The organism is Leifsonia sp. NPDC102414 (assembly GCF_044765685.1).
Classification (GTDB): Bacteria; Actinomycetota; Actinomycetes; order Actinomycetales; family Microbacteriaceae; genus Leifsonia.
In genome coordinates this window covers 1,497,781-1,521,465 of the sequence record NZ_JBIWKN010000001.1, presented here as the reverse complement: position 1 = coordinate 1,521,465, position 23,685 = coordinate 1,497,781, and the positions used below count along the sequence as shown (strand labels likewise).

At 70.8% G+C, this 23,685-nt stretch carries 22 protein-coding genes; 12 read left to right on the top strand and 10 right to left on the bottom strand.

Annotation, left to right across the window (positions count from 1 at the left end; translation table 11 throughout):
- Positions 1-23: 23 nt before the first annotated feature.
- From ACIRCZ_RS07255 to ACIRCZ_RS07245, 3 genes are all read right to left on the bottom strand, one after another.
- Positions 24-359, bottom strand: a complete 336-nt coding sequence (locus tag ACIRCZ_RS07255; protein ID WP_055895399.1) for a hypothetical protein — start codon at positions 357-359, stop codon at positions 24-26.
- 140 nt (positions 360-499) lie between these two features.
- The gene (locus tag ACIRCZ_RS07250) at positions 500-1,405 is read right to left on the bottom strand and encodes an aminodeoxychorismate lyase (RefSeq protein WP_402851170.1); all 906 of its coding nucleotides are present in this window, start codon (positions 1,403-1,405) and stop codon (positions 500-502) included.
- Between the two features lie 45 nt (positions 1,406-1,450).
- A complete protein-coding gene (locus tag ACIRCZ_RS07245; RefSeq protein WP_055895403.1) occupies positions 1,451-1,726 on the bottom strand; it encodes an acylphosphatase in 276 nt (91 codons plus the stop codon).
- A 58-nt stretch (positions 1,727-1,784) separates the two neighbouring features.
- Between ACIRCZ_RS07245 and ACIRCZ_RS07240 the strand changes: the two genes are divergently transcribed.
- Positions 1,785-3,344, top strand: coding sequence for a methyltransferase (locus ACIRCZ_RS07240; protein ID WP_402851166.1), 1,560 nt, complete (start codon positions 1,785-1,787; stop codon positions 3,342-3,344).
- A gap of 27 nt (positions 3,345-3,371) precedes the next feature.
- On the opposite strand, the gene ACIRCZ_RS07235 is transcribed toward ACIRCZ_RS07240, so the two are convergent.
- Positions 3,372-3,881, bottom strand: a complete 510-nt coding sequence (locus ACIRCZ_RS07235; RefSeq protein WP_055895408.1) for a metallophosphoesterase — start codon at positions 3,879-3,881, stop codon at positions 3,372-3,374.
- A gap of 116 nt (positions 3,882-3,997) precedes the next feature.
- On the opposite strand from ACIRCZ_RS07235, the gene ACIRCZ_RS07230 reads away from it, so the two are divergent.
- A complete protein-coding gene (locus ACIRCZ_RS07230) occupies positions 3,998-5,029 on the top strand; it encodes an aldo/keto reductase (RefSeq protein ID WP_055895410.1) in 1,032 nt (343 codons plus the stop codon).
- A gap of 163 nt (positions 5,030-5,192) precedes the next feature.
- A complete protein-coding gene (locus tag ACIRCZ_RS07225) occupies positions 5,193-6,617 on the top strand; it encodes an MFS transporter (protein WP_402851162.1) in 1,425 nt (474 codons plus the stop codon).
- On the opposite strand, the gene ACIRCZ_RS07220 is transcribed toward ACIRCZ_RS07225, so the two are convergent.
- The gene (locus ACIRCZ_RS07220) at positions 6,592-7,185 is read right to left on the bottom strand and encodes an NADPH-dependent FMN reductase (RefSeq protein ID WP_055895414.1); all 594 of its coding nucleotides are present in this window, start codon (positions 7,183-7,185) and stop codon (positions 6,592-6,594) included. The two genes, ACIRCZ_RS07225 and ACIRCZ_RS07220, sit on opposite strands and share 26 nt — an antisense overlap.
- A gap of 144 nt (positions 7,186-7,329) precedes the next feature.
- Here ACIRCZ_RS07220 and ACIRCZ_RS07215 point away from each other — a divergent pair, with 144 nt between their 5' ends.
- A complete protein-coding gene (locus tag ACIRCZ_RS07215; RefSeq protein ID WP_055895417.1) occupies positions 7,330-7,707 on the top strand; it encodes a hypothetical protein in 378 nt (125 codons plus the stop codon).
- A gap of 92 nt (positions 7,708-7,799) precedes the next feature.
- A complete protein-coding gene (locus ACIRCZ_RS07210; RefSeq protein ID WP_402851158.1) occupies positions 7,800-10,793 on the top strand; it encodes an AAA family ATPase in 2,994 nt (997 codons plus the stop codon).
- 125 nt (positions 10,794-10,918) lie between these two features.
- Here ACIRCZ_RS07210 and ACIRCZ_RS07205 read toward each other — a convergent pair whose 3' ends face one another.
- Positions 10,919-11,434: a TraR/DksA family transcriptional regulator gene (locus ACIRCZ_RS07205; protein ID WP_235500482.1), complete on the bottom strand. Its 516-nt coding sequence runs from the start codon at positions 11,432-11,434 to the stop codon at positions 10,919-10,921.
- A 96-nt stretch (positions 11,435-11,530) separates the two neighbouring features.
- On the opposite strand from ACIRCZ_RS07205, the gene ACIRCZ_RS07200 reads away from it, so the two are divergent.
- Positions 11,531-11,821, top strand: a complete 291-nt coding sequence (locus tag ACIRCZ_RS07200) for a hypothetical protein (protein ID WP_402851153.1) — start codon at positions 11,531-11,533, stop codon at positions 11,819-11,821.
- A 73-nt stretch (positions 11,822-11,894) separates the two neighbouring features.
- Here ACIRCZ_RS07200 and ACIRCZ_RS07195 read toward each other — a convergent pair whose 3' ends face one another.
- The 3 genes from ACIRCZ_RS07195 to ACIRCZ_RS07185 all read right to left on the bottom strand — a co-directional run bounded on the left by ACIRCZ_RS07195 (position 11,895) and on the right by ACIRCZ_RS07185 (position 15,097).
- Positions 11,895-12,383 (bottom strand): glutathione peroxidase, encoded by a 489-nt coding sequence (locus tag ACIRCZ_RS07195; protein ID WP_402851150.1) that lies wholly within the window; start codon positions 12,381-12,383, stop codon positions 11,895-11,897.
- A gap of 185 nt (positions 12,384-12,568) precedes the next feature.
- Positions 12,569-13,609, bottom strand: a complete 1,041-nt coding sequence (locus ACIRCZ_RS07190) for a sulfurtransferase (RefSeq protein ID WP_402851147.1) — start codon at positions 13,607-13,609, stop codon at positions 12,569-12,571.
- Positions 13,610-13,711: 102 nt separating this feature from the next.
- Positions 13,712-15,097, bottom strand: a complete 1,386-nt coding sequence (locus ACIRCZ_RS07185; protein WP_402851144.1) for an L-serine ammonia-lyase — start codon at positions 15,095-15,097, stop codon at positions 13,712-13,714.
- A 144-nt stretch (positions 15,098-15,241) separates the two neighbouring features.
- On the opposite strand from ACIRCZ_RS07185, the gene ACIRCZ_RS07180 reads away from it, so the two are divergent.
- From ACIRCZ_RS07180 to ACIRCZ_RS07155, 6 genes are all read left to right on the top strand, one after another.
- Entirely contained in the window at positions 15,242-15,481 is a 240-nt protein-coding gene (locus ACIRCZ_RS07180) for a helix-turn-helix domain-containing protein (RefSeq protein WP_055895431.1), read from the top strand.
- Entirely contained in the window at positions 15,474-16,037 is a 564-nt protein-coding gene (locus tag ACIRCZ_RS07175) for a Clp protease N-terminal domain-containing protein (RefSeq protein WP_402851141.1), read from the top strand. The genes ACIRCZ_RS07180 and ACIRCZ_RS07175 overlap by 8 nt, the downstream gene beginning before the upstream one ends.
- A gap of 191 nt (positions 16,038-16,228) precedes the next feature.
- Positions 16,229-17,230, top strand: a complete 1,002-nt coding sequence (locus tag ACIRCZ_RS07170; RefSeq protein ID WP_055895433.1) for an ATP-binding cassette domain-containing protein — start codon at positions 16,229-16,231, stop codon at positions 17,228-17,230.
- Positions 17,227-18,045 (top strand): ABC transporter permease, encoded by an 819-nt coding sequence (locus ACIRCZ_RS07165; protein WP_055895436.1) that lies wholly within the window; start codon positions 17,227-17,229, stop codon positions 18,043-18,045. The genes ACIRCZ_RS07170 and ACIRCZ_RS07165 overlap by 4 nt, the downstream gene beginning before the upstream one ends.
- Positions 18,046-18,140: 95 nt before the next feature.
- The gene (locus tag ACIRCZ_RS07160; protein ID WP_402851135.1) at positions 18,141-18,653 is read left to right on the top strand and encodes a PH domain-containing protein; all 513 of its coding nucleotides are present in this window, start codon (positions 18,141-18,143) and stop codon (positions 18,651-18,653) included.
- Complete coding sequence (locus tag ACIRCZ_RS07155) at positions 18,650-20,212, top strand: PH domain-containing protein (RefSeq protein ID WP_402851132.1); 1,563 nt, start codon at positions 18,650-18,652, stop codon at positions 20,210-20,212. Before ACIRCZ_RS07160 ends, ACIRCZ_RS07155 begins: the two co-directional genes overlap by 4 nt.
- A 66-nt stretch (positions 20,213-20,278) precedes the next feature.
- Here the strand turns inward: ACIRCZ_RS07155 and ACIRCZ_RS07150 are convergent, their stop codons facing one another.
- Positions 20,279-23,674 carry an AfsR/SARP family transcriptional regulator gene (locus tag ACIRCZ_RS07150; protein ID WP_402851130.1) on the bottom strand — a complete coding sequence of 1,132 codons (3,396 nt, stop codon included), beginning with the start codon at positions 23,672-23,674 and terminating at the stop codon, positions 20,279-20,281.
- Positions 23,675-23,685 lie beyond the last annotated feature (11 nt).

Here is a 23,685-nt window from a genome sequence, read left to right as displayed (position 1 = left end):
GGGCCGGGCTGAACAGGGCGGGGCTACGCCCGTTCCAGCCGGTCCAGCAGCTCCCAGACCGCCTCGCTCAGTTCGGGATGCGTGAGCGCGATCCTGCGCAGCACGTCGTACTCGAAGCGGGCGAACACGGCACGTCCCGCCGAGGGGTGGTGCGCGCGGGACTGCTCATCGGCGAGGTCGAACCGGTCGATCGCGCTGGCGCGCAGGCCGATCACGACCTGCTGGTCGACGCTCGGCAGATCCGGGATGAACTGCCACGGGTCCTCGCCGGCGCGGCAGCGGTGCTCGATGATCGCGGAGAGCTCGTCGCGCGCCTGCTGGCGCAGCACTTCGATGCTCGTCGGAACCTGACCTGCCACGTACGTCCTCCCCTCCACAGCAGTGCGTACAGCCTAAACGCAGCGCGGCTCTCCCCGGAATTCGCCCGTAATGGTCGCGAAATGCCGGTGACTGTCGCGGAGCCGGCGGGTTTCGCGACAGGCAGTGGCAGCTCGTCCGTTCAGGTGGTGCGGGAGAGGAGGAAGTCGTTGAGAGCGTCCGTCAGGGCGGCGTCGACGGGGAACGTCTGGCCGTCGAGCGCGGTGATGGGAGCGGCCTGGCGCACGGAGGAGACGAGCCAGAGCGCGTCGGCGCTCGTCAGCTCCGCCGCGCCGATCTCCTCGTAGACCGTGTCGAAGCCGCGGGCGGCGAAGAACTCGAAGACGCTCGCCTGGGTCGTGCCGGCCAGGATGCCCTGGTCGGTCTGCGGGGTCCGCACCGTGTTGCCGGAGAGCAGGATGACGTTGGACGTCGGCCCTTCCAGGGCGAAGCCGTCCGAGCTGACGAAGATCACGTCGTCTGCGCCACGTCGCACGGCCTCGCGCTGGGCCGCGCGGTTGACGGCGTACGACAGCGTCTTGGCGCCCTGGAGCAGCCACGGTGAGGTCTCCGCGACGTCGTGCCGGTATCCGCGGTCGAGCGTGACCACGCGGATGCCGCGGCGGGCGGTGGAGAAGTCCTCGCCCTCGTCCACGAAGATCCAGCCGCTCGGGGCTCCCGTGCCCTCCACGCCGCGCGAGTAGATCAGCTTCGCGAATAGCTCGCCGTCACCGCCGTTGCGCTGCTGGTAGTCGGCTACCCCGGCCAGCACCGCAGCACGCCACACGTCCAGCGCGGGGGACGGCAGATCGAGCAGCTCCGCCGAATGGGCAAGCCGCGCGAGGTGCGGTTCGAGCGCCTGGGGGTGTCCGGCGATCACGGCGACCGTCTCGAAGACGCCGTCTCCGCGGGTCACGCTCAGGTCGGTGATGCGCACCTGCGGCGCGTCGAAGTCTGCGAGCACGAAGCCTGCATCCCTGGTATCCAGGGAACCAGCCTCCCGAGGGCCGGTCGGGGCGGTGATGGTCAGCAGCGTGGCACGGGTCATGCTCCTATTGTGACCCTCCAGCCGCCGCGCCCCTAGGTGCAGGCGCTACACGCTCTCACGGATGCGGAACGCGTCGTCTCCGTCCGGCGTCGCGTCCGACACGGCGACGTCGACCACCTCGGAGCCCGGCGGGCCGGTGCGCAGCCAGTCGAGCATCTCCTGCACCTGCTGGTCGTCCCCCTCCACTTCGACCTCCACGCTGCCGTCCGCCCGGTTGCGGGCGAACCCGGCGACGCCCAGCCGGTGGGCGGCCTCCCTGGCGCTCCACCGGAAACCGACGCCCTGCACGGACCCTGACACGATCGCTCTCTTGCGGACCATGCCTCCATTGTGCTCCGCAGGCTGGTGCGAGCCACGAGGTGGGATCCGTTTCGGCGCGATGCGTTTGAATAGTCCGGTGACCGCATCCACCATCGCCTCCCTCCGCTCCGACCTCGCCGCTGCGGGGTACACGGTCTCCACCACCAGCGCACTGTGGGGAGCGGAGGCGGCAGAATCCCTGCACCGCGGTCAGCGCGTCCCTGCCGCTCGCGCACTCGACGCCGAGCGACGCCGCACAGGGACGACCCCGCTGGCCACGCTCGCCACCCTCTTCCTGCTCGGTCGTCCCGTCGACACGGCCGACCTCGCGGATGCATTCCCCGCCCTCGGGGTCGACGGCGCGGTCGCGCTCGGCCTGGTGGGCGGGACCGGGGGCGGACGCTATTCCGCAGCAGTCGACCTGCGCCCGTACAGTTTCGTGGACGCGCGCGGCCCCGCCGACTGGTGGATCGTCTCCGACCTGGGCGAGCTCGCCCTCGGTCACGCGCTTCCGGTCGACCACGTGCTCGGCGTCGGCGGCGCATCCACCACCCTCAGCGGACTGATGCTGCAGAACCCGGTCGACCGCGTCCTCGACCTCGGCACGGGATGCGGCATCCAGGCCATGCACGCCTCCCGCCACGCCAACCACGTCGTCGCCACGGACATCTCCGAACGGGCGCTGGAGCTCGCGGCGTTGAACGTCGAGCTGAACGGGATCGAGGGCGTCGAGTTCCGCCTCGGGAGCCTGTTCGACCCGGTCGAGGGTGAGACGTTCGACCACATCGTGTCCAACCCGCCGTTCGTCATCACGCCGCGCGCGGGGGGCGTGCCGCAGTACGAGTACCGCGACGGCGGGATGGTGGGCGACGCGCTCGTCGAGGCTGTCGTGCGCTCGGCGGGGTCGTATCTCGCGCCGGGCGGGGTGGCGCAGTTCCTCGCCAACTGGGAGTACCGAGGGGATGGCGCGGGAGACGCGTTCGACAGGGTCTCGGGCTGGATCGACGCGTCGGAGGTTCCGGTGGATGCGTGGGTGATCGAGCGCGACGTCGAGGACGCCGCCCGCTACGCCGAGACCTGGATCCGCGACGGAGGGACGAGGCACGGCACCGACGCGTTCGACAGCCTCACCTCCGCCTGGCTCGACGACTTCGAGCAGCGGAACGTGCGCTCTGTCGGCTTCGGCTACGTGCTGCTGCGCCGCCCGATCGCCGGCGAGACCACGCTGCGCAGGCTGGAGCGCAGGCACGGCGCGCTCGGCTCGAACGAGGCAGGACTCGGCGTGCACCTCGGCGACAGCCTCGCGGCGCACGACTGGCAGGCCGCGCTCGGCGACGAGGCGTTCGCATCCCACCGGTACGCGGTGGCGGGGGACGTGACGGAGGAGCGGCATTTCTGGCCGGGAGACGACGCCCCGACGGCGATGCTGCTGCGCCAGGGCGGCGGCTTCGGCCGGACGGTGCAGGGCGACACGGGACTGATCGCGCTGGTCGGGGCGTGCGACGGCGAGCTGAGCGTCGCGGCGATCGTCGCTGCGCTCGCGCAGTTGCTCGAGGTGGACGAGGGGGCGCTGTCGGCGGAGCTGGTGCCCGCGGTGCGGGCGCTGGTGGTGGACGGGTTCCTGGTGCCGGTGGAATGATGCCGGTGGAGTGTCGCCGACGGGGTGTCAGCGCTGGATCGCGACGAGCCGCACCTGGTCGAGCATCCCGTCGGCGATGGTCGCCGTCATGAACGTGCACTCCGGCTGTCGCCTGCGGTCGGTGGGGGAGCCGGGGTTGAGGAGGCGCAGTCCGTTCGGCGCCGTCGTGTCCCACGGGATGTGGCTGTGGCCGAATACCAGGACGTCGGTATCGGGGAAGGCCGTCTCGCAGCGCAGCTCGCGGCCCGTTGCCTGTCCCGTCTCGTGGACGACCGCGAACCGGAGGCCGCCGAGTTCCGCCGTCGCGACCTCGGGGAGTCGCTCGCGCAGCACGCCGTGGTCGTTGTTGCCGTAGACGGCGATCAGGCGCTTCGAGCGGGCCTCCAGGAGGTCGAGGGTGGCCGCATCCACCCAGTCGCCGGCGTGGATGACGACGTCGGCGTCGTCGATCGCCGCGAGGAGCTGCGGTGGCAGTGTGCGGGCGCGCGCAGGGAGGTGGGTGTCGGAGACGAGGACGAGGCGGAGCGGCGCTGGCATACGTCCAGCGTGGCACGTGCGGTGCCGATCCCTCCACAGCCCGCCATCCTGAGGACTTCTCCACCAGTCCACGGCAAACGGTTCGCAAACGCGTGCCACGGTAATAGCGTCGAACCATGGAACTTCGCACTCTCGGAAACAGCGGCACGATCGTGTCGGAATTCGCCCTCGGAACGATGACGTTCGGCGCAGAAGCCGACGAACAGACCTCCCACCTCCTCATCGACACCTATCTGGATGCCGGCGGCAACTTCATCGACACGGCCGACGTCTACAGCGCAGGCACCTCGGAGACGATCATCGGCCGCTGGCTGGCGCAGAACCCCGGCCGCCGCGGCGAGGTCGTCATCGCCACCAAGGGCCGCTTCCCGATGGGGGAGGGGCCCAACGACATCGGCCTGTCCCGCACCCATCTCCGCGCGGCCCTCGACGCCTCCCTCTCCCGGCTCGGCGTCGACCACATCGACCTCTACCAGATGCACGCGTGGGATGCGCTGACCCCGCTCGAGGAGACGCTCGGCTTCCTCGACCAGGCGGTCCGCGACGGCAAGATCTCGTACTACGGCTTCTCCAACTACCTCGGCTGGCAGCTCACCAAGGCGGTCCAGCTCGCTCGCGCCAACGGCTGGGCAGCGCCGGTCACGCTGCAGCCGCAGTACAACCTGCTGGTGCGCGGCATCGAGCACGAGGTGGTTCCCGCAGCACTGGATGCGCGCATCGGCCTGCTGCCGTGGTCGCCGCTCGCGGGCGGCTGGCTGAGCGGCAAGTACACCCGCGATCAGAACCCCACCGGAGCCACCCGCCTCGGCGAAGACCCGAAGCGTGGCATGGAGGCGTGGGACAAGCGCAACGCAGACCCTCGCACCTGGGAGGTCATCGACGCGGTCGCCGCCGTCGCGAAGGAGACAGGCGCGTCCGCCTCTCAGGTCGCGCTCGCCTGGCTGGCCGACCGCCCTGCGGTCACGTCCGTGATCCTCGGCGCGCGCACCGTCGACCAGCTCACCGACAACCTCGCCGCTTCGGACCTCACCCTCACAGACGCCCAGGTCGCCACCCTCACCGACGTGAGCGCTCCACGCACCGACGACTACCCGTACGGCGCGCCCGCCATCGCCCAGCGCCACCGCAAGCTCGAGGGCGGCCGGTGACCCCAGCCCACCCCGCGCGCTCCACCCACCCTCACCGCACCCACCTTCACCCCACCCCGACCGTCCGGAAGGAGAATCGGCCGCCGCGCGCCGCTTTCTCCTTCCGAACGGAGCCGCCGGCGGCGTGTCGTGCGGGTTCTCCTTCCGAATCGAGCGACTCAGCATGAACGAGCGCAGGCAGCCCGCCCTGACCCTGCTGGTCGCCGGCACCTTCTTCATGGAGAACCTGGACGGCACGATCCTGGCGACCGCAGCGCCGACCATCGGGCGGGCGTACGGCATCGACTCTGCGACGGTCGGCGTGGCGATCACCGCATACCTCGTGACCCTCGCCGTCCTCATCCCGATCTCGGGCTGGCTGACCCAGCGGCTGGGCGCACGCGTAGTGTTCACCGGCGCGATCGCCGTGTTCACCGTCGCATCCGTGCTGTGCGCGGCGAGCTCGGATCTTGTGCAGCTCACCGCGATGCGCGTGCTGCAGGGCGCAGGCGGGGCGATGATGGTGCCCGTCGGGCGGCTCGCCGTGCTCAGGGTCACCGAGAAGAAGGACCTGGTGCGCGCCATCGCGTGGCTGACCTGGCCGGCCCTCGCCGCTCCGATCGTCGCCCCGTTGGTCGGCGGGCTCCTCGTCACCTTCGCGAGCTGGCAGTGGATCTTCCTGCTCAACGTGCCGCTCGGCGTCGTCGCCTTCATCGCCGCCATCCGGCTCACCCCGCGCGAGACCGAACGACAGCGGGTGCCGCTCGACTGGGCGGGCTTCGCGCTGACGTTCACCGGCGTCGGCGGCGTCGTCGTCTTCGGCGCCCTGCTGGCGGACCCGGCCGCGCCCGCTGTCGCGACCATCGCCGCAGGCGTCGCGGGTGGGCTGCTGACGGGGTGGGCCGTCCTGCACTTGTTGCGGACAGCGCATCCCCTGCTGGATCTGCGGGCGTTCCGGATCGAGACGTTCCGGGTCACGCACGCGGGAGGGTCGCTGTTCCGGCTGACCATCTCGGCGGTGCCATTCCTGCTGCCGCTGTTCTTCCAGGATGCGCTCGGCTGGTCGCCCGTTCAGGCCGGCGCCATCGTCCTGACCCTGTTCGTCGGCAACCTCGTCATCAAACCGGCGACCACCCCGATGCTCGTACGGTGGGGGTTCAAGCGCGTGCTCATCGTGTCGACGGCGGGCGCCGTGCTCAGCATGCTGCTCTCGGCGTTCATCGCTCCGCTGACGCCGATCGCCCTCGTCGTCACGCTGCTCGTGTTCAGCGGCATGACCCGCTCCACCGGCTTCACCGCGTACAACACGATCGCCTTCGCCGATGTGCCCTCCGCCGAGATGACCGCGGCCAACACGCTCGCGTCGACGGTGCAGCAGATCGCCGCGGGGCTCGGCGTGGCCGTCGGAGCCGTCGCGCTGCGATTCGGCGAACCACTCGCCCGGCTGACCGGTCTGCAGGAGCCGGCAGGGGCATACCGGGTAGCGTTCGTGATCATCGCACTGCTGGCCCTCGGCTCCGTCGTCGAGGCCGTGCGGTTGTCACCGGGGGCGGGAGACAACATCCGGCCCGCCCGCCGCGGGGTCAGCGCGCCTTCGGCACCACGGTGAGGACGCGCTCGATGTACTCGAAGAACGCGTCCATGTAGCTCTTCAGAAACGCCTCGGTTCCTGGATCGGTGACGGTCCCGTCCTCGGCGATCAGGCCGGGCCGCAGCGTGATGTACGCCTCGGGCGCGTTCATCTGCGGCGCCTGCAGGAAGCTCAGCACGCTGCGCAACTGCTGCTGCGCCACGGCGGTTCCGATCGCTCCGGGGGATGCGCCGATCACCGCCGTCGCCTTCCGCGCGATCACGTTCTCGCCGTGCGGGCGGCTCGCCCAGTCGATCGCGTTCTTCAACGCACCGGGGATGGACCTGTTGTACTCCGGCGTCACGAACAGCAGGGCGTCCTGGGCGGCGATCGTCGCCTTGAAGTCGAGCACCACCTGCGGGAAGTGACCGTCGAGATCCCTGTTGTAGAGGGGCAGTTCGCCGATCGGGATCTCGGTGAACGTCAGATCCGCCGGAGCGAGGGCGATCAGCGCCTTGGCCAGCAGTCTGTTGATCGAGTGCGTCGAGAGACTGCCCACGAAATAGCCGACCCGATACGGCGGCGTGAGCTCGTTGATGGTTGCCATGTGCCCAGCATCCACCCGTCCTCTGCCGTCTGTCGAGGACCACGGCGAACCGAAATAGGGCATCTTCCCGATGTCCGCGCTCTGCCTTAGAGACGAGAGTCGAACCACCGAGAAAGAGACGACAGCAGACAGGGGAAGACGACGATGCTGCTCGAAGAGTATGTGGCAGACAGGGTGCGGGCGTCCGAGACGGCGGCGCACATCAGAGAGCTGGAACTGCTGCGCGTGATCCGCGCGGCAGACGACGGACAGGACGGCGATGGGGCGAAGGCCACGCGGCGTTCCGACGCCCCCGGCGAGGCCAGGGAGACGGGCTGGTCGGCCCGTCGCAACGCGGCGCGCGCACGAAAGGCGGAACGGGTTGAGGCCAGAGCGGCACGGCCGTCCGCCATCCCGGCCGTGCCCCGGAGCAGCACGCAGCAGCCCGGCTCGACGCAGTCCAGCACGACGCAGCCCAGCACGACGCAGCCGGACGCCGTACCCCGCCAGACGGAGCGCGAACTCCAGCACCTCGCCCGGTGACCAGCGCCGCCCTTCCCACCCCGCAATCCGCCGCCCGCGAACGCCCGTCGGCGACCCCTCCGAATGTCGGTGGTCGATGGCAAGATCAGTTCATGCGATCACCGGCGTCGAGCGCTTCGTTGATCGGACGGGAGTCCGATCTCGCTGCGCTGCACGACGAGCTGGCCGCAGTCGCCGACGGGCAGCCGCGGGCGGTCGTCGTGGGCGGCGAAGCCGGGATCGGCAAGTCGCGGCTGATCGCAGAGTTCCTCGCCGACGCTGCCTCGACGGCCACGGTGCTCACCGGTCGCAGCGTCGACCTGGGCACCGACGGCGCTCCATACGCCCCGTTCACCGCGATCCTCCGCCAACTGGTCGACGCGATCGGGCTGGATGCGGTCCTCTCCGCCGCGGGACAGGGTGCAGGGGTGTTGTCCGTGCTGCTTCCCGAGCTCGCCTCGACGGACGCCGTGCCAGCGCGCACCGGCGCCGAGCGACTGTACGAGCTCGTCACCGTCCTGTTCGAGAACGTGTCGGCCGCGCATCCACTGGTCGTCGCCGTCGAGGACATCCACTGGGCAGACACCGCCACCCTGGAGCTGATTCGGTTCGTCATCCGCATGATGGAGCGCGGGCGGTTCCTGCTGCTGCTCAGCTATCGCAGCGACGAAGTCCTGCGCGGCCACCCGCTGCGTTCCTACCTCCCCGAGCTCGATCGCACCCGGCGCGCCACCCGCTGGGAACTCGGACGACTGAGCCGTGCACAGGTGGCAACGCAGGCGGAGCAGATCCTCGGCTGCGCACCGGATGCTGCGACGGTCGAGAAGGTCTACCAGCTCAGCGAGGGGGTGCCGTTCTTCGTCGAGGAGCTGATCGGCATCGAACACCTCGGCACGGGGGAGGACCTGCCAGAGACGCTCCGCGACCTCCTCCTCGCCCGCTACGAACGGCTCAGCGAGCCGGCGCAGCGACTCCTCCGGCTGCTCTCCGCCGGCGGCGTGTGCGTCGAGCACGACCTGCTGGCTGCGGTGTTCGACGGAACGGCCGACGACCTGGATGCGGCCGCCCGCGAGGCCGTCGTCGCGCATGTCCTCGCCGCGGACACCACCGAGTACTCGTTCCGGCACGCGCTGGTCAGGGAGGCGGTGCACGCCGACCTGCTTCCGGGGGAGCGCACGCGATTCCACACCAGGTACGCGGTCGCCATCGAGGAGGCCGGCGGCTCGGCCAGCCAGATCTCGTATCACTGGATGGCGGCTCACGACCTCCGGAGGGCGTTCATCGCCTCGCTCGAAGCGATGGAGGAGTCCCGGCTCTCCTACGCGTACAGCGCTGCGGCCGCGATGGGCGACAGGGCGCTCGAGCTGTGGGATCGCGTCGACGGTGCGGAGGAGCTCGCGGGGCGCAGCCGCACGGAACTCCTGTCCCGCACCGCGTCGGCGCTGCGCAACGCCGGAGACAGCGAGCGCGCCCTCGCGCTCGTCAACGTCGCGCTCGACGACGCGGACGGCCTGAGCCCAGACCGGCACGCGCGGCTGCTGCGCGACAAGGCGCAGTACCTCGCCAACCTCAGCAGGCCGGGGTCGGTCGACCTGCTGCAGCGGGCTCTCGCCATCGCTCCGCACGACCCCGGCGACGGCCTGCGCGCGCAGCTCCTCGCCGAGGTCGCCGGCCGGCTGATGCTGGAGGCCCGCTATGACGAGGCGATCCGCACCTCGACCCTGTCGATCACGGAGGCCGCCGACGAGGCGAGCGCCCGGCGTTCTGTGGCGCACACCATCCGGGGAACCGTGCTCGTCAACGACGGCTCCATCGAGGAAGGGCTGGCCGACCTCGACACCGCCCGCGTGCTGGCGGGGACGGACAGCGGACCGCTCCTGCGCAACGCGGTCAACGCCTCCGACGTGATGAACCTGCTCGGCCGCTTCGACGACGCCGTGCGCATCGCCCAGGCCGGCGTCGAGCAGGCGAAGCTCCGCGGAGTCGAACGCACCTCAGGCGTGATGCTGGCCTCCAACACGGTCGAACCGCTCCTCGCCCTCGGCAAGCTCGACCTCGCAGAAAACATGCTCGACCCCGCTCTCGAACTCGACCCGCCGCCCGGGTTCCGCGTGCACCTGCAGCGCATGAAGCTCTGGCTCACGCTCTGGCGCGGCGACACTCAGCGCGCGGAAGACCTGCTGCGCCGCTGGCGGAAAGGGATGCTGGTCCAGGCCGAGATCGAGATGCAGTCCCGCCTCGGATTCGCCCGCGTCGCCGCCGAGATCGAGGTCGCACGCGGAGACGCGGCGGCCGCGTGGCGCGACGCCAGCGTCGTGCTCTCGGACGCACGCCGCTCCATCCCCGCATACGACCTGCCGCTGCTCGCGGCGGCGGCCCGTGCCCTCTCGGCGCTCGGCGCGAGCGAAGGGGCCACAGCTCCCGGTGGTGTGCCGGATAGCGGTGCCGGCGGCGTCCCCGGCACCGGTCCCGGCATCGGTCCTGGCACCGGTCCTGGCGGTGTCGCCAGCGACGGCCCCGCGGTCGTCGACGCTCCGTCTGCGGCGCGAGCGCTGCTCGCCGTTCTCGCCGAACTCAGTACCTGGCCCACCTTCCCTGTGTGGGCGCCGCTCATCGAGGCGGAGCTCGCCGGAGTGCTCGGCCAGCTGCCGGCGCAGGTCGTCGCGGCGTGGGAGCACGCGGTCGATGCCGCACGCGGTGCAGGCGCCCCGGCGCATCTCCGCCCGTACACCCTGCTCCGGCTGGCGCAGGCGAACGCCGTCGCGGGGAATCGAGCGGCGGCGGAGCACGCGGCCGCCGGGGCACGGCAGCTCGCCGACGCTCTCGGGTTCGGCCTGCTGGTGGATGCGGCGGATCACCTCGTCGCCTCCGCCGTTCCTGCCAGACACGTCACCGCGAGGGGGGCCGAACCGGTGCTCACCGACAGGGAGACCCAGGTGCTCGCCCTCATCGAGCAGGGCCTCAGCAACAAGCAGATCGGCGAACGCCTGTACATCAGCGCCAAGACCGCCAGCGTGCACGTGTCCAGCATCCTCCGGAAGGTCGGAGCCTCGTCACGCACGGAAGCCGTCTATCGCGCGGCGAGGGCGGGCGCTGGGCGGCGCTGACGCGTGTTGCGGTGCGGTGGCGATGACGTGCGTTGCGGGCGTGGGGCACCCGGTTTGCAGAGGGTGCTCGCGCCGAAGGATGTGCACCACGCGGTGAGCGTCGCGCCCTAGCTGTCGACGGCGCCCTAGCTGTCGACGACCAGGGCGCAGCCGATGCACAGCTCGGCTGTCGGGCGAGCCCGCAGCCGGTCGACGCCGATCGGTGAGCCGCACCGGGTGCACGAGCCGAACGTCCCGAGCCTCACCCGGTCGAGGGCCGCATCCACCGCCGTGATGTCGTCGCTGGTCTCTCCGCGCAGCGCCTGCAACCGGCTCCACTCGGACGAGAGCGTCGGCCCCTCCGGGTCGTGCTCGTCGTCCGCGGTCGCGTCGGAGCGGGCCGACAGCACGATGCCGAGTGATTCGGCGAGGCGTTCCGCCTCCGCCTGATCGCCGCGTCGTCGCTCACGCAGCAGGTCGACCAACTCGTCGATCTGCTCGCGGCTCAGATCGCCGGGCGCCGAGACCACTGCGCCAACCGAGCCGGTCGCGCCCCCCGAGCCGGCCGAGCCATGGCGGTGTCCGTGGCGGCCGTGGTCCGGCGCATCCATGTCCTGCCCCCGCAGTCGCTGTTCGTTCACGTTCGTCGTCGTTTCATCCATTCGCATCATTGCGCCCCCATCACGCGGTTCGATCGAGGACAGGGTACGCCTCGACTGCCGGAAAATCGGGATGCGGCGCTCGCGTACTCTCGAAAGATGCCATCGTTCCGCGTCATCGTCGCTGTCGGTCTCCTCCACCCCGGCGTCCAGCCGGATGCCGTCGTCCCCGCTGCCGCAGAGGCGGTGGCCGAACTCACCCTGGTCGAAGCGAGCAGCCTCGATGTGGTCTCCCGCGAGGCTCGAGTGACGGTGCGGTTCATGGCGGACGACGTCGACCAGGCGATCCCGATCGCTGAGCACGCGGTGGACCGCATCCACAGCCTCGCCGATACGGGGCCGTGGCGCCTCACCGAGCGCGTCGGCGGTCGCTGGTTCCGGCGCGCCTGACGGTTGACGGCACCGGCGCGGCGTCAGGTCCCGCCGAGCTGGGCCACGCAGCGCCAGGCCGCGTCGAGCCGTGTCAGGCCGCTTCGGCCAGCGCGCCCTCGATGAGGCCGACGATCGCCGGGTCGTCCGGCTCGACGGTCGGGCGGAAGCGGTGCACCTCGCCGTTCGGGAGGACGACGAACTTCTCGAAGTTCCACTTGACCTTGCCGGCCTTGCCCGCCGCATCCGGGGTCTTCGTCAGCTCGGTGTACAGCGGGTGCTGCGACTTGCCGTTGACCTTGATCTTCTCCATCATCGGGAACGTGACGCCCCAGGTGGTCGAGCAGTACTCCTTGATCGCGTCCGTCGTGGACAGCTCCTGCAGGAACTGGTTGCTCGGGAAGCCGATGACCGTGAAACCGCGGTCGCCGTAGGTCTTCTGCAGCGCTTCGAGCTTCTCGTACTGGGGCGCGAGCCCGCAGCGGGATGCGACGTTCACGATCAGGACGACCTGACCGTCGTATGCCCCGAGAGACGTGGATTCACCGTCGATGGTGGTGAGGGGGATGTCAGTGAGACTCATGATGCGAGCTTATGCACGCATACCGTTCGCACGAAGCACGTTCGGTGAATCCGAAGCGTGGATTCAGGTTCGTATCCGAACCTCCGTCCAGACGGAGATCCCGGACGACACGCCGTCGCGTTCTCCGTCGGGAAGGAGAAACGGTCGCTCGCGCGCCCGATCTCCTTCGGAACGGAGGGCCCGGACTACGCGGCCTCGGTCTCCAGCGGTGCGCCAGGGTCGGCCGACCATTCGTTGAGCGATCCGTCGTAGAGGGACACGTCGTCCCTGCCGAGCACCGCCAGGGCGAGCGCGTCCGCCGCGGCGGCGATCCCCGCCGCGCAGTAGGTGACGATTCGCGCGTCGGAGGCGAGCACGTCCGCGAACGTCCGGAGCAGTTCGGCCGCCGGCAGGAGCGCGTTGGTCTCGCGGGAGACGAGTCGCGCGGCCGGGGCGCTCACACTGCCGGGGATGCGGCCGAGGCGACGGCGATTGCCGGTCTCGCCCGCGAACTCTTTCGGCGGCAGGCCGCAGACGAGGGTCGCATCCGCGGTGCCGTCGAGCACCGCCGCCACGTCCTCTTTCGACGCCCACGCGCCCGGCCGCTCCTCGGCGAGGAAGCCGTCCGTCGGCCGTGGCTCGACGTGCCCGCGTTCGAGCGGGCGGTCCTCGGCCCTCCACTTCACCGCGCCGCCGTCGAGCACAGCAACGTTCGTGTGTCCGAACGCGCGGAACAGCCACCACAGGCGCGAGGCCCACTGGCCGACCGACGCGTCGTAAACGACGACAGTGGTGTCGCTGCCGACTCCCACCGACTCCGCCGCGGCCTCGAACGCAGCAGCGTTCGGACGGGTGAACGGGTATGCACCGCGTGGGTCGCTGAAGACGTCGAGAAGGTCGGCGAACACGGCGCCGGGAATGTGGCCGTCCACGAGGTACTGGTCCAGCCCACTGATGGAGACAGGCGATCCGTCCGGTCTGGTGGAAGCGACGACCGTCGCGTCCAGGATCACCAGGCCGTCGGAGCCGAGGTGATCGGCCAGCCACTGAGTCGAGACGAGCGGTCCGGCGAGGGCGGCGCCGAGCACGCTGCCGGTCGTGGAGGTCGTGGAGGTCGCGGCGCTGGCGGCGCCTGCGCTGGCCTCGGTGCCGGCTGCGGCGGTAGCACCAGCGTTGCCGCCGGCGCGTGCGCCCGTGTGTGCGTCAGCGTTGCCGACGGATGCGATGGGTCCGGATGCGCGAGTCACGGCACAACGCTAACCAGGGGCCGCGCATCCAGGCAGCCTTCCCGCAACGCGACGTAACGCGCTCGCGTCGGCGGCCGATCCCGCCGGTCACCGCGCCCGCGGTCAGCACTCGATGACGTTGACCGCCAGGCCGCCCTCGCTGGTCTCCTTGTACTTCGTCGACATGTCGAGGCCGGTCTGCCGCATCGTTTCGATCACCGTGTCGAGCGAGACCAGGTGCGACCCGTCTCCGTGCAGGGCGAGTCGCGCGGCGGACACCGCCGTGGACGATGCGATCGCGTTGCGTTCGATGCACGGGATCTGAACCAGTCCGCCGACCGGGTCGCAGGTGAGGCCGAGGTGGTGCTCCATCGCGATCTCCGCCGCGTTCTCGACCTGGCGCGGCGTGCCGCCGAGCACTGCGCAGAGCGCCCCGGCCGCCATGGCGCAGGCGGAGCCGACCTCGGCCTGGCAGCCGCCCTCGGCGCCGGAGATCGACGCGTTCGCCTTGAACAGCGAGCCGATGGCGGTCGCCGTCAGCAGGTACTTCCGGATGCCGTCGGCCGACGCACCAGGAACGAAGCGGAGGTAGTAGTGGGCGACAGCCGGGACGATCCCCGCTGCGCCGTTGGTGGGCGCTGTCACGACGCGACCGCCGGATGCGTTCTCCTCGTTGACCGCGAGCGCGAACGCGTGCAGCCACTCGATCGACGTGTCGCGGCCCGGTTCGTCGCCGACGCACTCCAGGTGCTCGCGCATCGCGGCCGCCCGCCGCTTGACGCCGAGGCCGCCGGGAAGGGTGCCGTCTCCGGCGAGACCGTTCGCGACGCACTCCGCCATCGCCGACCAGATCAGGTCGAGGCGTTCCCTCGTCGCGTCCTCGCCGTGGATCGCCGCCTCGTTGCGCCGTGCCACCTCGCAGATCGGGATGTCGAGCGCCTCGCACAGCCGCAGCAGCTCTTCCGCGGTGTCGTACGGCAGGGGATGCGCGGCCCGCGCCGAGAGCTCCGCCTCCTCCCCATCGCGTCGGACGAAGCCGCCGCCGATGGAGTAGTAGGTCTCTTCGAGCAGCGGGAACGCATCCACCGTCCCGTCGTCACCGGCACCCCAGGCGGTGATCGTGAGCGCGTTGGGGTGGCCGGGGAGGCGCGTGCGCGGCTCGAAGGCGATGTCGTCGCGCGCGATCGGGATGGCGCGGCGATCGGCGAGCAGCAGCGTCGAGCCCTCGGTCAGTCCCGCCCATACGCCGTGGACGTCCTCGGGCCGGCAGGTCTCCGGCTCGAGCCCGGCGAGGCCGGCGAGCACCGCATCCGGAGTGCCGTGGCCGATCCCGGTGGAGCCGAGCGATCCGTAGAGGGTGCAGGTGACCTGGCTGACGCGATCCAGCAGGCCGTCCGTGACGAGGCGTTCGGCGAACGTGCGGGCCGCCCGGAGGGGGCCGACGGTGTGCGAACTCGATGGGCCGATGCCGATGGAGAAAAGGTCGAAAGCCGAGACGTACGCTGTCACTTCTTCAGTCTACGTCGCGCGGGATGCACGATTGCTGCGTCGTCCTGCGCTTTCGCGCACGGAACCGCCACGCGCGCGACTCCCCTCCAGACCGTTTTAGCAACTTAAGTTGACAACGACGGATAAGCAACCTAAGTTGCTCTCATGGGACCCACACCGACACCAGCACCCATCGGCGGAGCAGCAGACGGACTCGCCTCCGTCGTGGCCCTCCGCGAGCTCGCCGACCGGCTCGAAGACGCCGAAGTCGAGCGCGCCCTGCGCGACGGCTGGACCTGGACCCAGATCGCCGACGCGCTCGGCGTCACCAGGCAGGCCGTGCACAAGAAGCACCTGCGTCGCGTCGCAGCGGCCGGGATCGAACTGAGGAGGCGCAATGCCTGACAACAGCACACCAGACGACACCAACGACCGCGGAGCCGCCGACCACGGCGCCGACCGCGACACCACCCGCGACGACCACCGCCTCTCCCGTTCGCTTCGCGACACCGTGATGCTGGCCGTCGAGGAGGCCCGCCTCCGCGGGGCATCCCTCGTGGAGGCAGAGCACCTGCTGCTCGCCCTGTCCGTGTCGGACGGCACGAGAGCACAGCGCGCCCTCGCCGCCTCCGGGCTGGATCACGCGGGCATCGAGGCAGCGCTGCGCGCCGAACGCGAGGCGAGCCTGCGGGCGGCCGGCGTCGAACCCGTTCAGGAGGAACGCCTGACCGCGACGCCGCGCACCGCTCGCCCCCGCTGGGGCACCACAGCCAGGGATGCGCTGGTCAGGGCGCACAAAGTCGCCGCCCGCGGGCGCGACGGCGCAGCCCGCGGACGCGACAGGCGCACCGCCGAGTCCGACCTGCTGGCCGGCATCCTCACCATCGAATTCGGCACGGTCCCTCGCGCCATCGCGATCGCGGGGATCGACAGGGCAGCGCTGCTGGCTGCTGCGGGCTGAGACCCGCTGTTCCGCGCATTTCCGCGCATTCCCGCGCATTCCCGCGCATCCCCGCGCATCCCCGCGTCCCCGCGCATCCCGCCGCTTACACGCTTCGCGCACCCCTGTAAGCGCCACGTAAGCGCTGTGTAAGCGCGCCCGTGGAACATCGTCAGCATCAACTCGAATCCCATCCATCAGGAAGGATCACCATGACCACCAGCTCAGAATGGGCGGTCGAAGCCCACGGGCTCGTCAAGGTCTTCGGCGACAACCGCGCGGTCGACGGCGTCGACCTCAGTGTCCGCGCCGGAACCGTCTACGGTGTGCTCGGCCCCAACGGCGCCGGCAAGACCACCACCATCTCCATGCTCGCGACCCTGCTCAAGCCGGACGCGGGTACCGCCACGATCTTCGGCCACGACGTCGCGCGAGAGCAGCAGGTCGTCCGCCAGCTCATCGGCGTGACTGCGCAGTTCGCGTCCGTCGACGAGCGGCTCTCCGCCACGGAGAACCTCGTCATCTTCTCCCGTCTCCTCGGCCTGAGCCGCGCGGAAGCGAAGCGCAAGTCCGCAGAACTGCTCGAAGAGTTCGGGCTGACCGATGCGGCCAAGCGCCCCATCGCCAAGTTCTCCGGCGGGATGCGCCGCCGCCTCGACCTCGCCGCCAGCCTGATCGCGCAGCCGCCGCTGATCTTCCTCGACGAGCCGACCACCGGCCTCGACCCGCGCACCCGCGCCCAGATGTGGGACACCATCCGCCGCCTGGTCGCCACCGGGTCCACCGTGCTGCTCACCACGCAGTACCTGGACGAGGCCGACCAGCTCGCCGACCGGATCGCCGTGATCGACACCGGCCGAGTCGTCGCCGAGGGGACCGCCGACGAACTCAAGGCGTCCGTCGGTGAATCGTCGCTGCAGCTCCGCCTTGCCGACCCGTCCGACATGGAGGACGCACGCCGTGCGATCGGCGCTGTGCTCGGTGTCGACGCGGTCGTTTCGCCTGAAGGGTCGCGAATCACCGCACCCATGCGCAACCCGGATGCGGTCACCGACCTGTTCGTGACGTTCCGCGAAGCCGGCATCCACCTCACCGAGATGTCGGTCCAGAAGCCGACCCTCGACGAGGTCTTCCTCACCCTCACCGGCCACGGCGTCGAAGACGAGAAGTCCGACGCAGCAGACGCCGCAGAATCAGAAAGGGTCGACGCATGAGCGCCCTCACCGTCATCACCCCGCCGTCAGAGCGGAAACTGAAGAACCACGTCAGCCTCACGCAGAGCCTCGCGAACTCGTTCACGATGGCATACCGCGGTCTGCTGAAGATCAAGCGCACGCCGGAGCAGTTGTTCGACGTGACGCTGCAGCCGATCATCTTCACGGTCATGTTCGCGTACCTGTTCGGTGGCGCTGTCGCCGGAAGCGTGCAGACCTATCTGCCCAACCTCATCCCGGGCATCCTGGTGCAGACCGTCATCACCACCTCTGTCGTGACAGGGGTGCAGCTTCGCGAGGACATGGACAAGGGAGTGTTCGACAGGTTCAAGTCCCTGCCGATCGCCCGGATCGCTCCGTTGGCGGGAGCGCTGCTCGCCGACACCCTCCGCTACGCCATTGCGACGACGATCACCTTCGTGGTCGGCTTCATCATGGGATACCGTCCGGCGGGCGGCATCGGCTTCGTCATCCTCGCCGGTCTGCTCGTGATCGTCTCATCGTGGGCGATCAGCTGGATCTTCGCGTTCTTCGGAGTGATCGCACGCACCGCCAGCTCGGTGCAGGGCATCTCGTTCATGGTGCTCTTCCCGCTGACGTTCCTGTCGAACGCCTATGTGCCTGTCGACTCGCTGCCGGACTGGCTGCGCTGGTTCGTCAACATCAACCCGGTGTCCCACCTGGTGACCGCTGTCCGGGACCTCGCCAACCACGGAACCTTCGGCGCGGACGGCTGGCTCGCCCTCCTCGGCGCCGCGGTGATCGTCGCGGTGTTCGCCCCGCTCACCGTGCGCGCATACATGCGGAAGGCGTAACATCCCGGAGCTGTAGGCGGCGCAGCCATCAGGCAGGCGCTTCCCGCCGCACCCGCCGCATCCCGTCGCATCCAACCCTCAGAGAAGGACACCTCATGAGCACCGTCGCCGGAAGCATCGCCGCGCTGGTCAGGGAGCCGTCCGGCCGGCCGAGCACACGCGCTGTCCGGTTCTGGGCGTGGGATGCGGCGGTCGGCTGGACGTTCTTCGCCGCGCTGCAACTGGTCTGGATGCTGCTGGCCGACGCCTGGACCCAGCCCCTGCATCTCGCGGGGCTGGGTCTCACCGTCGTGGCGGCCATCGTGCACGTCGCGGTGATGCCGCGCTGGCGCTACCGGGTGCACCGCTGGGAGATCACGGAGGACGCCATCTTCGTCCGCTCCGGCTGGTTCACGCAGGAGACCAGGGTGGCGCCGATCGCCCGGCTCCAGACCGTTGACTCCCGCCGCGGCTTCCTGATGCGGATGATGGGGCTCACCTCGGTGACGATCACCACCGCATCCTCGGCCGGCGCCCTCACCATCCACGCCCTCGACGACGCGGTCGCCCGCGAGGTCGTCGCGATCCTCGCGGAGGTCGCCCAGCACTCGGAGGGCGACGCGACATGAGCGCGGAGCCGCCCGCGGCCGAACCCGCCGTCGAGACCGGCGACGTCCACGACCCCTCCACCGAGCCGTGGCGCCGCCTCAACCCGCTGATGCTCCTCGTGCATCCGCTGCGGGAGCTGATCCGCTACCTGCCCGTGCTGCTGATCGCTCTCGTTGCGGGCGCTGCGGGCGGCGAGCCGTGGTGGGCGTACGTCCTCTCCGGGCTCGGCATCGTCTTCGGCGTCCTGCGCTTCTTCACCACCACCTACCGCATCACGCCGACGCACGTGCAGGTGCGCAGCGGGGTGCTCAACCGGCGCACGCTGTCCGCGCCGCGGGACCGCATCCGGAGCGTGGATGTGGATGCGACTCTGCTGCACCGGGTGTTCGGGCTGGCGATCGTCAAGGTCGGCACGGGCGCATCCCACGGGCAGGAGGAGCTCGCGCTCAACGCCGTCGCTCTGCGGGATCTGCCCGCCCTGCGCAGTGAGCTGCTGCGGCTCGCGCCCCCGGATGCTTCCACCGGCGCTGAGCAGCCGGCCAACCTGAGCAGGTGGTCGCCGCGCTGGGTGCGGTATGCGCCGCTCACCCTGAGCGGGGTCGCGTCGATCGTCGCGGTCGTCTTCTTCGTGGTGCAGCTCAACTTCTTCGAGGGCGGTGTTCTCACCCGGCTGGCGGTGGTGCAGCAGGGGATCGGCTGGGTCACCCATCTGCCGCTGCTGGTGACCGCGCTGTGGGGCTCCATCGTCCTCGTGGTCCTCGCGTCGGCCGTTGCGATGGTGCGGTACGCGCTGTCCTACGGAGGGTTCAGCATCCACCGGGCTGGACCGCACACCCTGCACATCAGCCACGGGCTGCTGCGCGCCAGGCAGATCACGCTCGACGAGACCCGCCTCCGCGGCGCGCAGCTCTCCGAGCCGCTGTCGCTGCGGCTGGCGGGAGCGGCGTCCGCGCACGCGATCATGACCGGTCTCGGCCGACAGCGCGGCGGCGTCGCCCTGCTCGCCCCGCCAGGACCGCGCGAGGAGGCCGTGCGAATCGCCTCCGTGGTGCTCGGCGGCAGCGAACCGCTGGACGTCGAGCTGATCACGCACGGCACGCGCGCCCATCGCAGGCGCTACACCAGGGCGGCGTCGTTCGCCGGGGTGCTCGCGGCCGCGGCGCTGGTGCTGCAGCTGTCCGGCATCGTCTCGCCGATGGTCTGGTGGGCGTTCGTGGTGATCGTTCCCGCGTCCGCCATGCTCGCCGCCGACCGCTGGCGCGGTCTCGGCCACGCGTTGCTGCGCGGCTGGCTGATCGCCAGGAGCGGTTCGCTGAACCGCAAGCGGGCTGTGCTCGCGACAGAAGGAATCATCGGCTGGACCATCCGCCGCAGCTTCTTCCAGCGCAGGGCGGGGCTCGCCACCCTCATCGCGACGACCGCGGCGGGCAGGCACCGCGTCGTCATCCCCGACCTGCCGCACTCTGCGGTGTGGCCGATCGTCGAGGCCATCAGCGTCCGCCACGTGGTCGAGGGCGATGCCGCGCCGGTGGATGCGGCCGGGGCCGCCTCGCAGGGTGTGCGCGCCGACCCGTCGTAGCCGCACGCTCCGTGCGGACGGAAGAGCCATCGGCAAGACCGCACAGCGCGCACCAGCGCGCACCGCTCAGGCGCCGCCGAACCGCAGCGCGCGCACCAGCGCGAACGCCTCGGCCCCCGCCGCGTCGCGCGGGAGGCCGGCGGCCGACGCGAGGGCCGCATCCAGCCGGTCGGCGCCCCACGCGCCGACGATCTCGGCGCGGAGCAGGTCGCGGTGCAGGCTGGGCAGGTCCTGCCGGGCGTTCAGCCGGGTGGCCAGCGCGTAGAGCCGGAGCCCGGAGTCGACCCAGGCGGCGTCGCGGCCGTCCGCGGTGTGCGGGGCGAGCATCCACCCGGCGAGGCCCATCATGCCGCTGCCGACGACCGGCTTGTCGACGTATGACGACTGCAGCATGTGGTTCACGAGCATCCGGCGGCGCAGCTCGCGCGCCAGCTCTGCGACCGCGTCCGCTCCCACGATCTCCGGCGCCCGCAGGCTGATGCGCTGCAGCGAGAGCACCGCCGCGCCGGCGAGGATGACGAGCCACGGGTTGGTGAGCGCGTCCGTACGCCCGAAGATGCCGACGGCTTCGCGGAACAGGCGGACCGCCTCAGCGTCGTCGCCCTCCGCGAGTGCGACCTCCGCCAGGCCTGCGTATGCCACGCCCAGATAGTCCACGTAGTCGAACCCGGTGTCGTCCTGGTCGCGCAGGTAGCGTTCCAGCAGGTCGCGTGCCCGGTCGAGGTCGCCGAGGGCCACCGAGTTGATGGCGATGATCCAGTCGATCTGACGCACGTCGCCGACGGCTTGCAACTCGCCGAAACCGCTCTGGGCGCGCTCGGCCCACCTGATCGCCTCCACGGGATGCGCGAGCTCGCTGTGCACCTGCGCGAGCGACTGGGCAGCGGATGCGGTGCTCCAGGTGTCCTCAGCGATGCGCGCCTTGTCCCAGGCGCGCTGAGCGCCCGTCATGGCGTCCTCCAGTTCGCCCGCGTTCTCGGCGAGCTGGGCGAGCAGCAGGTTCCCCATCGCCGCGAGCCCGTGGTCGGTCGACTCCCGGTAGCGTTCCATCAGCGCGATGCTCGGGCCCGTCCGCCCGCCGAGCGCGACGGCGCTGGCGAGGGCGTCCAGGCGGCTGTCCGGCAGAGGGCCGCGTCCGCGGGCGCGCTTCAGGCGCGTGATCGCGCGCAGCGACGTGCGCTGGTCGAGGAAGAGGAAGGTGCCGCCGATCATCGCGTACACCGCGACGGCGTCGATCCGTTCCTCTTCGCCCTCCGGTTCCCAGTCGCGCAGGGCGGCGAGGACGCCGGGCGCGAAGGCGATGACCTCCGTGTGCGCGCTGCGCAGCGACCAGTAGTAGCCGAGTGTGGCGAACACCGCGACCACCGTGGTTCCGTCCTGCGCATCGAGCGCGGTGCGGAGGATGGCGACCAGGTTGTCCTGTTCGGCGGTCACCCTGCGGAACTGGGCGACCTGTTCTCGCCCGTTCATCCGGCCGAGCGCATCCCGGGAGAAGGTGCGCGCCCAGTCCGCCATCCGCGTCTGCACCAGCTCGGTCTCCCCGGCCTCGGCCAGGGCGAGCTCGCCGAACTCGCGGACGGTCTCCAGCAGCCGGTAGCGCAGGATGCCCGTTGTCTCATCCTCCGTGACGGTCACGAGCGATTGGTTCACCAGTGCCTCGAGGTCGTCCAGCACGGTGGCGGCGCCGTCGCCGGAGACGACGTCGGCGGCGTCGGCGCTGAACCCGTCGGGGAACCGCGACAACCGCCGGAGCAGCATGCGCTCCGAGGTGCCGAGCAGGTTCCAGCTCCAGTCGATGACGGCGAGCAGGGTGCGGTGGCGCTCCGGCGCCGTGCGCTCGCCCCCGGTCAGCAGAGCGAACCGGTTGCCGAGACGACGCGCGATCTCGTCGACAGACATCGACCTGGTGCGCGCGGCGGCGAGCTCGATGGCGAGGGGGAGACCGTCGAGCCGTTCGCACAGGTCGGCGATGGTGTCGAGGGGGAGGACGACGCCGGGGCGGGCGGCGCGGGCGCGCTCCACGAACAGGTCGACCGCGGGGCCGCGGTCGGCGTCGGAGCCGATTGCGTTGCCGTTGCCGGTGCCGGTGCCGGTGCCGGTGCCAGCGCTGCTGCCACCGCCGGAGCCAGCGCTGCTGCCACCGCCGACCGGATGCGCGGAGCGGCTCTCCGCATCCCGTGCCCTGCTGGACAGCGAGTCGAGCGGATACACGTGCTCCGCGCCGATGGCCAGCGGCGCCCTGCTCGTCGCGAGCACCCGCACGGTCGCGACGGACTCCAGGATGTCGCCGATCCAGGCCGCCGCCGCATCCACGATGTGCTCGCAGTTGTCGACGATCAGCAGCGTCTCGCGTTCGCCGAGCACCCCCAGGATGCGCGAGCGCAGGTCGACGCGCGCGCCTGGATCGCCCGGCCGGGTCGCAGCGGCTTCTCGGATGCCCAGGGTGGAGGCCAGGGCGAGCGTCACGTCGTCGCCGTCGCGCACGCTCGCGAGCTCGACGAAGACGACGGAGGGCGTGAGCGCCGCGCGGTGACCGATCTCCTGCGCCAGTCGCGTCTTGCCGAGCCCGCCTGCGCCGAGGATGGTGGTCAGCCGCGAGGTGGCGATGAGGTCTTCGAGCGCATCCAGGTCGTATTCGCGGCCGATCAGGGCGTTGGGCGCTGCGCGGAGTCCGATGCGCACGCGCGCTCCGGCGACCGGCGGCTGGGGTGTGTCGTCGTCGACGAGCATGGATGCGTTGAACGCGACGAGCTCTGGTCCGGGCCTGGTGCCGAGCCGGTCGAGCATCGCCTCCTTCACCTCGGCGAAGACGCGGAGCGCGTCGGTGCGTCTGCCCGCGGCGTCGAGGGCGCGCATCCGTTCGAGCTGCACGGCCTCGTCGAGCGGGCTGGCATCGGCCAGGCGTCTCAGGTCGCCGAGGGCGGCCTCGGCGTCGCCGAGCAGGCGGGAGGCGCGGGCGCGCAGCAGGAGCAGTTCGTCGTGCAGGGCGGCGGCGGTGCGGCCGAGCTCGTCGGCGAGCGGGGTCGCGCCGAGTTCGACGCCCGGCTCGCCGCGCCAGAGTGCGAGGGCAGCGCGGGTCTCTACGGCGATGGTGGCCGCATCCTGGTTCTTGTCCGCCGCGCGCGCGAGCTCCAGGTGACGTCTGGCGAGCCCGAGATCGGTCGCGGCGTCGTCGACGCCCAGCGCGTACCCGCTCGGGGTGGATTCCAGCAGCCCGTCCGCCGTGACGGTGCGCACGCGCGAAACGAGCGTCTGCAGGGCGGCGCGCTCCTGCCGGGGAGGGGTGTCATCCCAGAGGTCGGAGACCAGCGACGGCACCGACAGGGAGCCGCGTGCGAGCACGAGCGCGACGATCAGGCTCTTGCCGAGCACCCCGGAGGGTTCGGCGAGTGCGCCGGACCTGTCCTCGACCAGCACGGGGCCGAGAATCGCGATCCGAGGGGACGACGGCCGAAACTCCACTTGCCGATAGT